Genomic DNA, 14132 nt, shown 5'->3' with positions numbered 1-14132 from the left:
AACAATTACATAGCGTGTACAACACCCAGGATAAGTCCTTCGTCACAATCGTAGAAGGAGTGAACCATCTTGTTTAATAAGCTTCGCTGGAGTACCATGCCTTTCTTCATCAAAAATTTGGTAATTTCATTCGGCAGCATCATGTTGATCGGTGTAATACTGATTACTGCCGCGTATCAATTGCAAAAAAATATCTTGGTTGAACAGTTGCACGACCAGGCTACCGTCATCACCCAGAAATGGTACGATGATCTCGACACTGCCAAAGTGGCAGAAGCGGCTAAGGAAAAAAGCTATTCCGGTCCTGTACAGCTGGAAATGAAAGCTTATCTCGATTCCATCCATGAATTCTATCCAAACATCGCGCAAGCGTACATTTTTGGTTCAGAACTTGAGCAAGGAAACGGAACGTCCATCATCGCGATTCCAACGAATCTGTTGGAACCATTCGAGGAAGGTAATCTGCCTGCAGGTGCCATGTACCCGCTGCCTCAGAATAACGTCGTAGTGCTGGAACAGATGAAAAAGGACGGAAAGCCTGCCTTCAGTGATTTCTACACGGATGAGTACGGAACCTGGACCACTCTGATCTATCCGATTAATAACGCAGATGGCTCCATGTACGCTGCTCTTTACTTCGATGTAGATGCAAGTGCCGTTCCAAAAGGTCTGAACAAACTGCTTACGTACGGTTTGATGTTCCTGATCGGTTTCCTGATCCTGTTCATGGTGTTGCAATTCATTTTGCTGAAAAGAACGTTGCTTCCGATCCGCAATCTGATGAAAGGTATCGAAGAAGTCAGCACGGGTAATCTGGACGTAACCATCGATACCGGGCGAGATGATCTGGGTATCATCAACGAGAAGTTTAATGCGATGATCCATCGCTTCAATACAACCATCTATAAAGTACAGAATGCTTCACATCACCTCTCGGAATCTTCCAAACAACTACTGGGCATTTCCGAGAAAAATAATGTGAACATTCAATCCATCAGCACCAATATTCGAGAAATATCTACTGGACTGGTGTCACAAGACAAAGCCACTGTGGAGAACGCACGTGCCATGACAGAGATGTCAACGGTAGTGCAGACGATCGCCAGCAGTTCAGCTGATGTGGCAGATGAAGCACTCAGCATGGAGCAGCGCTCCAGCACAGGTAATGTGGTGATGCAACAAGTCATTGAGCAGATGCGCCTGATCTCGGGTGCGGTGCAAAATACGTCAAACTCGATTCAGTCTTTGGAAAATAACTCGAACCAGATTAGCAACATTGTTAACGTGATTACGGAGATTGCTGGACAAACCAACTTGCTTGCACTTAACGCTTCAATCGAGGCAGCCCGCGCAGGTGAAGAAGGAAGAGGTTTTGCGGTGGTTGCAGGTGAGGTACGTAACCTGGCAGAGCAATCGCAGGAATCAGCGAAGCAAATTCGACAGTTAATTGAAGAAATTCAACGGGATATCATGCAGTCTTCCGAAGCGATGCAGTTGGGTTCCAAGGAAGTCACCAAAGGCTTGGAAGTTACCCAAGAGACTGGTGTATTCTTCGAGAATATTCTGACTGCTACGAATAAAGTTGCAAACCAGATTCAGGATATCTCCAGTTCTACTGAAGAAATCTCGGCAAGCACACAGGAAATGTCTGCCACGGCCGATGAACTGTCTGCCAATGTCAGCAAGGCAGCAAGCAGCAGTAAACAAATTGAGCAGTCAATTGATGAGCAGGAAGCCTCCATGGCTGCCATTGTGAGTGCCTCCGATGAACTCTCGGTTGTATCCGAGCAACTTCAAGAACTGATCTCATTCTTTAAAGTACGCGCAGAATAGAAGCAATAGGATACAGATAACAAGAATACGACACAGTAAAAACCAAGGCTCATGAGTGACTACACTCAAAGCCTTGGTTTTTTGTTGTTACCAGGTGTTTTATTCCTTTTGATCAGCATCTACTTGTTTAAACAGTATGTCTTCCCCACTTATAATCATCTTTTTTTCGTCATTGTAGCCAGATTGTTCGGATCGAAATCCAGCATTAAGAATAAGATCGGCCTCCCCATTCGATATATATTGAACCTGCTCCGGTGTAAGGATTATTTCAACTTCTTCTGAATACCAGCTATCTTTCTTTAATTCGGTTGCCAATTCTTCACTGGTACTTGACCTCGGCGGGAGAAGCGTCTTTCCATCCATTTGAAGATCAATATCGAAAAGCTGTTTCGAATGGAAAATCTCGTGGTTGGCATCTTGTCCCCTATACCTTATCCCCGGTTTAAAAGTGAAGTCGTGATCACCAAATTGTTGGACACTTAATCGGAGTTCATATTCACCCAATTGCCTGGTTGCCGTCATCGTCTGTCCTTCTCTTTGAATTCGGTCTGGTGCTGTATCGTTGCTTTCCAATGATGAATCGGAACAACCCATTAGGACAAGACACATCATCAGGAGGTAGGAGAAATATTTCAAAGTAGACCTCCTCTCACTCTAATATATAATCTGACTCTTAGAGTTTGGACGCAGAATTGTACCATTAAGTTACATTGTTAATAAAATATATAAGAAGTTCTCCACTTAAGAGAAAGCATATCTAAACAGCCCATAATATAGAGGTCCAATCGCGATAACTAATGTTATCAACATCCAAACTCTCCTCGTCATAATTGGTAATCCATCCAAAATCTCTTCCCCTTCGTTATCCTTTAAAAGCATTGCGAATAATACATCCCATAACAGAGCTGTCACAGTAATAAATTTCCACAAAGAAGGATTTAAAATAGCCGTTTCCGTTACATATCCTAACAACCCTATCCATGTAATAACGGATACGACAAAATCGATTTTGCTAAGTTTAGACTTATACTTTCCTTTAATAAGATACGAGAGTGATGCTGTGCCAAGCAATCCAAGATAGATCGTCCATAAAACGTGTTCCATACGTACTCCTCATTCTTTGCTGTATTTTAATATTTACTGTTTCTTCGCCACCCTTTGCTATTATAGCTATTCAACTCTATAACTGATATATATAACACTTTTCCATATTATAGTAACTCCTCATCCGTACTTTCCTCTACTCATTTATTGTTTTCATCCCCCAGCCCACATTATGACAAAGCTCACATCCTTATTCCCTGTTTAAGTGCTACATTTGTTAACGACCAACTGACCGTAATAGTAAAACGGTCAATAAAGGATTTACCTTACTATTATCCTTTCAATCTACAAGGAGGTGTATATGCGATGAAAACGATAGATCGAAGGCAACAGGTGATGGATTCTGCCGAGAAATCCTTTGCCTTGTTTGGCTATAAGGCCACAACGATGGAGCAGGTTGCGAGACTTGCCAATGTGGGCAAGGGAACGATCTATACTTTTTTCGAAAATAAAGAAGAACTGTTCAGCGAGATTCTGCGCTCAATCATTGCGGATATGAGACAGATTACAGAGCAGACCGTGAAGGAAGAGAATTCCTTTCTGGATAACGTGCATATGAGCATGGATTCTTTGCTGGAGTACCGGGAGGAACATGAGCTGTTAATCAAGCTCTTTCAGGAGGTTAACGAGTTTGGTACGCCGCAAGCCAAAGAAGGTTTGCAGAAAGTGGAGACAGCCATTCTTGAATATCTGGAGCGTCAGGTGAGCCGTGCCATGGAATTAGAGCAGATTCGCGGGGACGATCCCAAGCTGGTTTCTTTTGTCCTCTTGAAGCTGTATGTCACCTTAACCTCAGATTGGAACAAAGCACATCCTACGTTGCATAAAGATCAGATCAAGGATTTTGTGGGCCTCTTTCTCAAGAATGGCTTATCCCCACCTCGAGAAAGGCATGCCACTAGATTCAACACATAATAGAGATAGAACAAACGGATTAGCGTAAGGATAGGGAGAGAACATGATGAAATCATTCCACGTATTTGGGCAGGATCTGAAGTCCGCCTTCAAGAAACCAAAAGTATTTATTCCGATTCTCGTTGTACTGTTCATTCCGGTGCTATATAGCGGCCTGTTCCTGAACGCATTCTGGGACCCCTATGGCAAAATGAATGAGTTACCTGTGGCCGTGGTCAACACGGATCAGGGCGCAGTCTACAACGACAAATCACTGGAGGTCGGTCAGAATCTGGTCGATGAATTGAAGAAAAGTGATGATTTCGACTGGCAATTCGTGACTCGTGAACAAGCAGAAAAAGGTATGCAAGACAACACGTATTATATGACGATTGTGATTCCGGAGGACTTTTCCACCAAAGCAACGACCCTGATGGATGAGCACCCTGAGCCAGCAGACCTGATCTATGAACCCAATGAAGGATACAACTTCCTCGCGGGTCAGATTGGCGGCACGGCGGTCAAACAAATTCGCTCCAAGGTCGCTGCCAAAGTCACAGAATCGTATACCGAAACGCTATTGGATCAGGTCGAAAAAATCTCTGGCGGTTTGGCGGATGCCGGGGATGGTGCAGGTCAGATTCATGATGGTGCGATTAAGCTGGATGAGGGTGCTGCTACATTAAAAGAGAACCTCTCTAAACTGGCCGCAGGAACCGATAAGCTGGAAACAGGCGTAGTTCCGTTAAAGGAAGGTACGTCCACTCTCGCCCAAGGCACAGGTGATCTTCATACTGGCGCAAGCGCCCTGTCCAGTGGACTGTCCCAATTGGCAGCAGCAGGCACGAAGCTGAGTGATGGAGCAGCCCAGGCTGAGACAGGTAGCAAACAGCTACAGGCTGGGCTTCAGTCTGCTCAGGAAGGCGTAGCTAAGTTGGATGCAGGACTGGCGGCTTCCGAGGAAGGCAGTGCGAAGCTGACGGCTGGGCTGCAAAGTTCTGTTGAGGGTAGCGCCAAAGTTAGCGAGGGTGCCAAAGCAGTTGCACAAGGGCTCGCCCAATTAGCTGAAGCCAGCCCGGAACTGGCCGCAAGTCCTGCTGTGCAGCAGCTACTGGCAGCCAGCCAGGCCGTAGCCGCTGGCAGCGAACAAGTGTATCAGGGTGGACAGCAATTGGTCGCAGGCAGCCAAAACCTGTATGCTGCACAGCAACAACTGCATCAAGGCAGCAGTCAGTTGGTACAGGGTGAACAACAACTGGTACAAGGAGCTACGCAGTTATCCGCCGGACAAGAAAAGCTTGCGACTGGTCTACAACAATTCAATTCCAAATTATCTGAGGCTGCCGCTGGAGGAGCCAAACTTGCGGATGGTTCAGGTCAATTGAATGCTGGTGCAGACAAATTGGTTGCGGGTGTAAGCCAACTTACAGACGGAATCTCAACCTTGGCAGATGGCTCACATAAGCTCGATGACGGCGCCGGTCAGTTAAAAGAAGGTACGCTTAAGCTAACGGACGGCTCTGGCGAACTTGCCACCAAGCTGAATGAAGCGGCTGAGCAGACGGGTAGTGTGAAAAAGACCGATGAATTGGTAACCATGTATGCAGAGCCTGTTCAGGTCGATGAGCATAAATATAACGAGGTTCCTAACTATGGTACAGGATTCTCGCCATACTTCCTGTCACTCGGGCTATTTGTAGGGGCATTGATTGCCACACTGGTAGTGCCAACACGCGGCAGTACGGTTAGTGACGCAAGTGGCTGGAATCGTTTTGTGAGTAAAACGCTGGCTTTTACACTCATGAGTGCTGTACAGTCCCTGCTTGCTTCATGGCTGGTCTTGTATGGCTTGGGTCTGAATGTTCAGAGCGTTCCATTGTTCCTCTTGTTCAGCTTTGTTACCAGCCTAAGCTTCATGTACATCATTCAGGCACTGGTAACTTGGCTGGAGAATCCGGGTCGTTTCCTCGCGATTCTGATGCTGATCTTCCAGCTTACTACCAGCGCGGGCACCTTCCCGCTCGAACTAATTCCAAATTGGCTGAAAGTATTCAACCCTTGGCTGCCTATGACCTATTCGGTAACGGGTTATAAAGCAGTCATCTCAAGTGGACAGTTCGGCGTGGCTTGGGATCAGATCGGGATTCTGTGCATCTTTGCTGTGATTGGGCTTGGAGGAACCTTAACGTATTTCATGGTGCATCGCACCCGTGAGGTTGAGGACGTTAGCGGTGAGGTCGTACTTGACCTATAAAAAGTAAAATAAAAAGCAAAGGCGTGTACCTAAGCTCCACCCTCTTCTGGACAACAAGGGGTGTCGGCTAAGGTACGCCTTTGCTTTTTTTAGTTTTAGCTACAATCTAAGTTTGCTAACTTCATATTTCTAGTATGTAGAGTAAATTTCAGAACTTGAGATAGCGAAACTAAACAATAGCACGAGCAAAATAAGTAATACATACATCGCTGTACCGATGATTCCACAAACAAGTCCAGCAATGGCTAATCCTCTGCCTTGCTCCATGCGAACTCTGATCTCTTTGAAGGCTAAAGATGCAAATATAATCGCGATGATGCCGATTAAAATTCCCACGTAAGGAATCGTGACGGACAGAATCCCCAAAACTAGTGATACAATTGACTTACTATTGGTCTTTGGTACTACATAAGGCGGTGGTGGCAATGTGTCATTATAATAACGATCCACATCATTTTCGCGATGTTCCAAGGTAAATCCTCCCTATTCTTTAAGTATGTTCATTATAATTGATTAATAGGAAAAATAATATCCATATTGTGTTAATTATGAATTACCTTTAGATTTATTTTATTTCCATCATCCCCGGACACGCATATATAAATCCATAAGCTTGTAGATTGTACTTCAAGGATATGAATTTAAGAACCGTTTATCCGTGTGATGATACAAATCAAGAATACCTCTAACATATAGATATTATTATAGTCGTAATACTTTTCTGAATATCTTTGGGGGATTACTCAGATGAAAATCGATAAAGTCATGAATATACTTATGATTTTGATACTTGTACTTATTGCTTTTTATCAAAATAATGTAGCTGTATTATGTTTTAGTATTGTTTTGTTTGGAATCATGAGTTACACCACTTATCGAATTCGAACACGTTGGAATGTAGTAACTTATATCGTGTTGACCCTGGTATTGATGATCTGGAACATATACCTGTGGACATAAGCATTACTTTCAAAAAAAGAACGCAATCCCTTATTACTCATAGGATTGCGTTCTATGGACATTTATTAAATTTGAAGTTTTCTCTATCCTTCCACTTCCACCCGCTGCAAAAACGTCCGGGTACGTGCAAGCTTTGGATTGCCAAAGATCTGTTCTGGAGGCCCCGCCTCTGCGATCTCACCGTTATCCATGAAGAATACACGATCCGCAACGTCACGGGCGAAGCCCATCTCATGCGTAACAATCATCATCGTCATGTTTTCCTGTGCCAGTTGTTTGATTACGCGTAACACTTCTCCAGTCAGCTCCGGATCGAGTGCCGACGTCGGCTCATCGAACAGGAGAATGTCAGGCTGCATCATCAGTGCGCGAGCGATGGCAACACGTTGTTTCTGTCCACCAGACAGATTGGCTGGATAGACATCGGCCTTGTCCGACAGCCCTACTTTGCCGAGTAATTCCAGACTGCGGTACCGAATGACGCTTGAATTTTCTTTTTTCAAAGTCTTCGGTGCGAGTTCCAGATTAGCCTGCACAGTCAGATGCGGGAACAAGTTAAAATGCTGAAACACCATGCCCATGCGATCCGTCATCTTGCGAATATCTGCGGCACCCGCGTAACGACCATTATCAACCAGCGTCTGATCCTGAATACGAATCGTTCCGCCCGAAATTTCCTCCAGATGAATTAGGCTGCGCAGCATTGTACTTTTACCCGAACCGGAAGGTCCAATCACGGCAATTACTTCTCCTGGTTCCACGTTGAAAGATACCTGCTTCAGCACATCAAGTGTACCGAATGATTTTCTCAACTGATTTACTTCTATTATATGTGTCATATGCAGACAGTCCTTTGATTGATCAGATTTAATTTATTCAAATGAAAACCGCTTCTCAAGTAGCTTGAACAGCACGGTGAGTACGAGTGTCATGAGCAGATACATAACCGCCGCCACGAAGAAAGGTAACAGCTTTATGTCGCGATTCACCGCCGCTTGTGCATAATACAACAGCTCTGGTACAGCAACAGCATAGAGCAGTGCCGTATCCTTGATGAGCGTAATGGACTCATTGGCCGTTGCGGGCAATACTACACGAATCATCTGAGGGATGATGACTTTGGTCATTGTCTGCCACTTCGTTAATCCCAGAACTTTCGCCGCTTCATGTTGCCCCTTATCAATGGAAAGCAGTCCGCCCCTGAAGATTTCCGCAAAGTAAGCCGCATAGTTCAGAATGAACGCAATCCCTGCCGCAACAAAACGATCAAACACCAAGTATTCCCCAATTACCGGAAGCAACGGTAACCCGAAGCAGAAGAATAGAATTTGGAGCAGCAGTGGTGTTCCTCGCATTACGTAGACGTAGGTATGGGCAATCCACGCCAGCGGTTTAATTTGGCTTCTCATCGCGAGCGTGACTGCAAATCCAAGCGGCACAGATAACACGATCGCCAGCAAGAACATGAAAATGGTGGTCTGTGCACCCTCTAACATCGGTTTTAAAATGGTCGATAGATAATCCCAACTCATTATTTTGTCTCCTCTAATCTGTTAACCCCGCATTCCTCCGAAGCATAAATCGCTCCAGCATGGAATACGGGGTCCGTTTTGTTTCTAACTATATATCAGGTGTGTAACCTGCCTATTTCAGAACCTTATCTTCACCCAACCATTGAGTGGAGATCTTAGCCGCTGTTCCGTCTGCATTCAACTCATCCAGCGCTTTTTGCAGCTGATTCAGAAGCTCTTCATTGCCTTTTTTGATACCAATGCCATATTGTTCCGGTGCAAGAGATTCATCCATCAGTTTGAATGTTCCCTCTTCCTTGGACATGTAGTATCTCGCTACCACTTCATCAATGATGACCGCATCCAGACGTTTTGTCTTCAGATCAGTCAGTGCAAGCACGTTATCCTTGAATTCGGAAGCTTTCACTTTATCCTTCAGAGGACTGGCTGCCAGTGCATCTGCCGCGGAGGACAGTGCCTGCAATCCCACATTTTTGCCATCGAGTTCATCCAGCTTCGTAATTGGTGAGTCTGCCAAGGTAATAGCTACCTGACTATTTTCCAAATACGGCTTCGTGAAGAGCACTTTCTCTTTACGCTCATCCGTAATGGTGTACCCGTTCCAGATCATGTCGATCCGACCACTGTTCAGCTCTGACTCTTTGGAAGACCAGTCGATTGGCTGGAATGTGATTTCTTTACCCATTTTCTCCGCTGCAGCTCTTGCGTAATCAATATCAAAACCAACAATTTCATTCTGCTCGTCCCGGAAACCCATTGGAGCAAACTTGTCATCAATTCCTACAACAATCGTGTTATCGTCTTTGCTTGCGGAACTGGAACAACCAGCCACAATCAATACACATATGCTAATGAATAATAGTAGAATCGCTTTTTTTCTCATCTCTCGAACCCCTCCATGTCTATAACCAAAACCCAAACGCTTTAGTTCGTTACCACGTTATCAGAGATTTATAATAACATAGCATGGGAGAAGAGTCGAGTCTCTTGCCTATTTCCTTCTATTTCATGCAGCTTAATTGTCAACAATCTGTGAAAAAACCTCTTTCACTTGTGCCGGTTCTACCAGCTTCTCGCATATTGGAAATCCCAATTTTGTAGCCCCTTCAACTCCGTACCCACTCATTGATTAGCAACAATTCTCTCTCGCTTTTCGTCTGGAAAATATTAGGGAGGTGAATGAAATGAAATTCTTCAATACGATAAGAACATTGACCACATTGGTTTTTCTTTCAACTATGCTGATATTATCCGGCTGTAATCCTACTTCAAGTCATGGTACAAAGGAAGTCGAAATGGGATCAAAACAGGTTCATGAACCGGAACCCAACTTACCTCAGAAACTGCCTACGCCAACTATTCAGAGCGAAAGCGGCATCTCTATTCCTGCTATACAGGGCAGTTATTGCTGGGGAGGCACCTGCGCTGATTACGCCAGTCTAAATTTTGAAGACAACACTCCGGTCCAAGTTTTTGCCGGTGAGGATTTATCCATAGACATGGGCACAGATATCCCCCCGGATGAGATAAGTATTTCTGAATTTGTGGACAACCGCAATGCATACGTTACTTCTTCGGATGGGACCTTCCAACTTCCCAAGGAACCAGGGACACATTATTATGGAGCATTTGTCCGCTGGTCTTCCCCTCAAGATTCACAGATCAGCCTGGGAGATACTTCTTTTACATTTGTGGTTCGTGTCGTTGAGAAAAAATAGAATCAAACAGAGCCCCTCCAATACTGGAGAGGGCCCCGTCTACTCTTTATATTTCTTATTCATTTTTCTTAATTTTCATATTCCGTTTATATTTCGTTGTTGTACATCCTGCCTTTATCTATTGCTGCACTTTCTCGCGATCTTTTCCTTTATCGGATTCGCCCGCATTTTTGTTCGCAGCATCGCGATCCTGTTGCATCTCTTCCACCGTTTTCACTTTGAGACGAGCAGCGCCCTCATATTCCTTCGTTGGAATCAGATCACCTGCAGCAAGTCTTGCTTCTGCAGCTGCAATCGCATCTCCGTACTGCGGCAACCACTGGGCCTGTGCAACCAGCATCTCGTCGACCATCTGCCAGATTTCTTTTGGATTACACACGGCACCCACGAGTGGGTCCATCATGAACGCCTGACGAAGTAATTTGTCATCTCCGTTCACCGCGGCTTCAACCGCAAGCCGCTGCACGGAAATGCTCACATTACATACCGCAGCCGGGCCAAGAGGCAGATCCCCTACATGCGGCATGGAGATGCCGTTGCGATCCACATATCCCGGTGCTTCTATGATCGCATCATCCGGCAGGTTCGAGATTACTCCATGATTAACGGTATTGAAATGTCCACGATAGACACGTCCCGTCTCCAGCCCTTCAATAATGTACGAACCGTGCTCCTCGCCCCGTTTGTCCGGAATGAATTGCATCGGTTCATCCTTCATCCAGTTTGGAAAATCAGTCTCGAACCAGTTGCGCCCCTCGGTACACACCCGCAAATATCCACCCGTCTCTCCGTTGATCCAGTTGCCCAGGTCGATCCATTCGTTGATCTCTTCCGGACGTTTGCGGTACCACGGCACATATTCACTCAGATGACCATTCGATTCTGTACTGTAATATCCAAAGCGGCGCAGCATATCGATCCGCACTTTCTCGGTGCGGCTGTACTCCGGATGTTTTTCGAAGGCTTCGAGCAGGTCACCTGTAAGGTCTTTACCTTCATGAGAAGCCTGAATATACCAGGTCTGATGGTTGATGCCGGCACAGACAATATCCACTTCACTCTTTTTCAAGCCAAAAGCTTCTGCAATCTGATGATGACCATGCTGTACACCGTGACACAGTCCGATCGTCCGTACACCGCCATACTTATTGCAGGCCCATGTGAGCATCGCCATCGGATTGGAATAGTTCAAGAGCAGCACGTCGGGTGCGCTCTGTTCACGAATATCTTTACAGATGTCCAGCATCTCGGCGATTCCCCGTTGTCCATACATAATGCCGCCTGCACACAGCGTATCGCCAACACATTGATCTACCCCATATTTCAGTGGAATATCCACATCGGTTGCAAATGCTTCCAGTCCCCCGACACGAATGGTACACAGTACATACTTCGCATCTTTCAACGCTTCTTTACGATCTGTTGTCGGCTGAATCTGAATATTCAATCCATTCTCACGGATATCCCGCTGACACAGCTCAGTCACCATGTCCAGATTGTGCTGGCTAATATCGCAGAACGCAATTTCAATGTTGTTAAACTCCGGTACCGTGAGCAAATCCCGCAGCAATCCCCTTGTAAATCCGATACTTCCTGCCCCGATAAACGCCACTTTAAACGACATGCCAATGTCCTCCCCTAATCCGAATCTTTCGCTTCGGTTAATGACTCTCTTCATGAGATCATTGTACCAACCGCAAATAGGGAAGCGTTATCAAAATCATGACCTGTTCAAGATCTTGTTGTCAAAAATCCTAACTTTTATACGTTAGATCCAATAATCCATTTGCATTCGAAATAAACAGCTATTGGCCTATTCATCCGGTGGGTACTGACTGACATGTCTTTCCATAGAGGAGCGAAACTCAACTGGCGTATGGCCTGTATATTTTTTGAATAACATATGAAAATACTGACGACTGCCTACTCCGACATAGTCAGAGATTTCCGAAATCGGGATATTCGTCTGCTGAAGCAGCATCTTGGCCTTCTCCATGCGAAGCATCGTCAGGTAGTCGGTAGGTGTCCGCTGCGTGTGCTGACGAAAAATGCGATGTAAATAGCCTGGATGCAGATTAACTGCTGCCGCAATATCCTTCATCTGAATGTTGCGATCCATATTGTGATGCATGAATTCAATGGTTCGTTTGACATACAGTTCCGCCTGATCTGGCGCACTCCGGCTCATTTCGCCGCGCAGACGCGCAACACGGACCAGCAACTGGATAAACAGCGTACGCACCAACATGCCCTGTTCTGGTGACGAGAGATTGCGTGCTTCGCGATGATGCGACCTTTCCTCTGGTGGAATGATCTTCATCGGCACGGTTGATCTTCCTTGCTCATGCAGACCACGCTGATCGAGTTCCAACACCAGACTTTTCATAATGTGATACACTTCTTCCGGGTCAGGCAGTACCAGATATGGCGAAGCAGTAGTGAGTAGAGTGTGAACTTCCTCCTCCTCCAGCGCTAGCTGACGGATGGATAGCTGTCCGGGAGGTGAGCCTGAGAATCCAAACTCCACATTGAGCATCCGGCAAGGGACACCATCTTCCACCAGCAAACGGTGCGGGACACCTGCGTCGAGCATGATGAACTGTCCTTTTTTCAAAACGGCCTGCTCCGAGCCCCCATCCGGCATCTGCACATCCACCCGGCACATTCCCGAAATAATATACATGATCTCCGTCGAATCATGATGGTGATAGGACATACGATAGTTGTCCCATTGCTTATAGTAGTACGCGTAAAAACGCGGTCCACAATCCTCTGTTCGCAACGCCTCCTGATACAGGCTTCCTGTCCAGCGATTCGTGATGCTCATATCCATACCTCCAGTCCTTCAACGATCGATCCTCACTTTTCTCTATTGTAACAATTCTGTATGTTCGATATAAACTGTCTTAGTTAAAAGCCTCATTGTATTATTTAATTAGATAAACGTATAATTAGCATATTATCTAATTAATATATATGACTGTCTATACTTAAGGAGGTTTCCACTCATGAGTACCACCTTTCATTTGGTGAGACATGGTCTCAAAGAACGACGAATCGGGGATGTTCCCCTCACTTCGGAAGGGGTTTTACAAGCCGAAGTCACAGCACTTCATTTTGCCAAAGCCATCTCTCCCGTTACTAAAATCCTTACCAGTCCACTTCGACGAGCCCAAGAAACCGCAAGTATGATTGCCCGCCACACCCATTCCCATATAACCGAAGATCCTCGCCTGCGCGAACGTGCCAATTGGGGCGATTGCCCGGATCAGTCATTCGAAGAATTCATTGCGATGTGGGATCGATGTACGTCTGACCCAGATTACATCCCACCCGTGGGAGACTCGGCCAAACAGGCTGGTGAGCGTCTGGCCTCCCTCCTAACCGAATTAGCTAATGAAGAGCCAGAGAACAGTAACATTATTGTGGTTGCACATGGTGGACTCATTACTGATTTTCTGGTGCAAACCTTAACCGAGCGCGAGCTTAACGTCTGGCATTCCGATTTTATAGCTATGCAGAACCAATTGATCCCCGAGTGCTCCATTACCACATTGATCCATGATAAAGGAAACTACACTATTAAAGCGTTCGCTTCTACCAAGCATCTAGACTCCAACGATGTAAAAGAATGATGTAACACGGATGGCTGGGAACACGCCAAGCTCTGCCCGCAGATCCTTATGTAAAAAAGCTCTGAAACCTCCATGTGCCGAGACACATGGGGATTCCAGAGCTTTCAAGCTTCGAAGCCAACGCCTAAAACTAACGACGCTGCGTTACATTACAGTCTGATCATGGACACATGTTATGTTGCTATTGCTAGTTATTGCTCAT

Annotated in this window: 13 protein-coding genes; 5 read left to right on the top strand and 8 right to left on the bottom strand. The window is 45.6% G+C overall.

Translation table 11 applies throughout. From position 1 onward, the window contains the following. Positions 1 to 96 precede the first annotated feature (96 nt). Complete coding sequence (locus V6669_RS05425) at positions 97 to 1833, top strand: HAMP domain-containing methyl-accepting chemotaxis protein (protein ID WP_076329480.1); 1737 nt, start codon at positions 97 to 99, stop codon at positions 1831 to 1833. Between the two features lie 99 nt (positions 1834 to 1932). Here V6669_RS05425 and V6669_RS05420 read toward each other — a convergent pair whose 3' ends face one another. Further along, the gene (locus V6669_RS05420) at positions 1933 to 2469 is read right to left on the bottom strand and encodes a hypothetical protein (protein WP_338591490.1); all 537 of its coding nucleotides are present in this window, start codon (positions 2467 to 2469) and stop codon (positions 1933 to 1935) included. A gap of 105 nt (positions 2470 to 2574) precedes the next feature. Beyond that, positions 2575 to 2937 carry a hypothetical protein gene (locus V6669_RS05415; protein WP_036606359.1) on the bottom strand — a complete coding sequence of 121 codons (363 nt, stop codon included), beginning with the start codon at positions 2935 to 2937 and terminating at the stop codon, positions 2575 to 2577. A gap of 306 nt (positions 2938 to 3243) precedes the next feature. On the opposite strand from V6669_RS05415, the gene V6669_RS05410 reads away from it, so the two are divergent. After that, positions 3244 to 3852 carry a TetR/AcrR family transcriptional regulator gene (locus tag V6669_RS05410; protein WP_338591486.1) on the top strand — a complete coding sequence of 203 codons (609 nt, stop codon included), beginning with the start codon at positions 3244 to 3246 and terminating at the stop codon, positions 3850 to 3852. 46 nt (positions 3853 to 3898) lie between these two features. Continuing rightward, positions 3899 to 6085 carry a YhgE/Pip domain-containing protein gene (locus V6669_RS05405; RefSeq protein WP_338594849.1) on the top strand — a complete coding sequence of 729 codons (2187 nt, stop codon included), beginning with the start codon at positions 3899 to 3901 and terminating at the stop codon, positions 6083 to 6085. Positions 6086 to 6214: 129 nt separating this feature from the next. Here the strand turns inward: V6669_RS05405 and V6669_RS05400 are convergent, their stop codons facing one another. The 4 genes from V6669_RS05400 to V6669_RS05385 all read right to left on the bottom strand — a co-directional run bounded on the left by V6669_RS05400 (position 6215) and on the right by V6669_RS05385 (position 9460). Continuing rightward, positions 6215 to 6556 carry a DUF4190 domain-containing protein gene (locus tag V6669_RS05400; RefSeq protein ID WP_105600913.1) on the bottom strand — a complete coding sequence of 114 codons (342 nt, stop codon included), beginning with the start codon at positions 6554 to 6556 and terminating at the stop codon, positions 6215 to 6217. Between the two features lie 572 nt (positions 6557 to 7128). Next, entirely contained in the window at positions 7129 to 7884 is a 756-nt protein-coding gene (locus tag V6669_RS05395) for an amino acid ABC transporter ATP-binding protein (RefSeq protein ID WP_338591481.1), read from the bottom strand. Positions 7885 to 7917: 33 nt separating this feature from the next. Beyond that, a complete protein-coding gene (locus V6669_RS05390; protein WP_338591479.1) occupies positions 7918 to 8577 on the bottom strand; it encodes an amino acid ABC transporter permease in 660 nt (219 codons plus the stop codon). A gap of 112 nt (positions 8578 to 8689) precedes the next feature. Beyond that, positions 8690 to 9460 (bottom strand): amino acid ABC transporter substrate-binding protein, encoded by a 771-nt coding sequence (locus V6669_RS05385; RefSeq protein WP_036606344.1) that lies wholly within the window; start codon positions 9458 to 9460, stop codon positions 8690 to 8692. Positions 9461 to 9761: 301 nt separating this feature from the next. On the opposite strand from V6669_RS05385, the gene V6669_RS05380 reads away from it, so the two are divergent. After that, a complete protein-coding gene (locus tag V6669_RS05380) occupies positions 9762 to 10295 on the top strand; it encodes a hypothetical protein (RefSeq protein WP_338591474.1) in 534 nt (177 codons plus the stop codon). A 118-nt stretch (positions 10296 to 10413) separates the two neighbouring features. Here the strand turns inward: V6669_RS05380 and V6669_RS05375 are convergent, their stop codons facing one another. Both V6669_RS05375 and V6669_RS05370 read right to left on the bottom strand, forming a co-directional pair. Further along, a complete protein-coding gene (locus V6669_RS05375) occupies positions 10414 to 11919 on the bottom strand; it encodes an alpha-glucosidase/alpha-galactosidase (protein ID WP_338591471.1) in 1506 nt (501 codons plus the stop codon). Positions 11920 to 12108: 189 nt separating this feature from the next. Further along, the gene (locus V6669_RS05370) at positions 12109 to 13122 is read right to left on the bottom strand and encodes an AraC family transcriptional regulator (protein WP_338591469.1); all 1014 of its coding nucleotides are present in this window, start codon (positions 13120 to 13122) and stop codon (positions 12109 to 12111) included. A 181-nt stretch (positions 13123 to 13303) separates the two neighbouring features. On the opposite strand from V6669_RS05370, the gene V6669_RS05365 reads away from it, so the two are divergent. Then, on the top strand, positions 13304 to 13930 hold the full coding sequence (locus V6669_RS05365) for a histidine phosphatase family protein (protein WP_338591467.1): 627 nt from the start codon (positions 13304 to 13306) through the stop codon (positions 13928 to 13930). Positions 13931 to 14132 lie beyond the last annotated feature (202 nt).

The sequence above is a fragment of the Paenibacillus sp. Y5S-9 genome, from assembly GCF_036894235.1.
Lineage (GTDB): Bacteria > Bacillota > Bacilli > Paenibacillales > Paenibacillaceae > Paenibacillus.
Note: the sequence above shows the minus strand (reverse complement) of the source record. Positions and strands in the feature narration are given on the sequence as shown.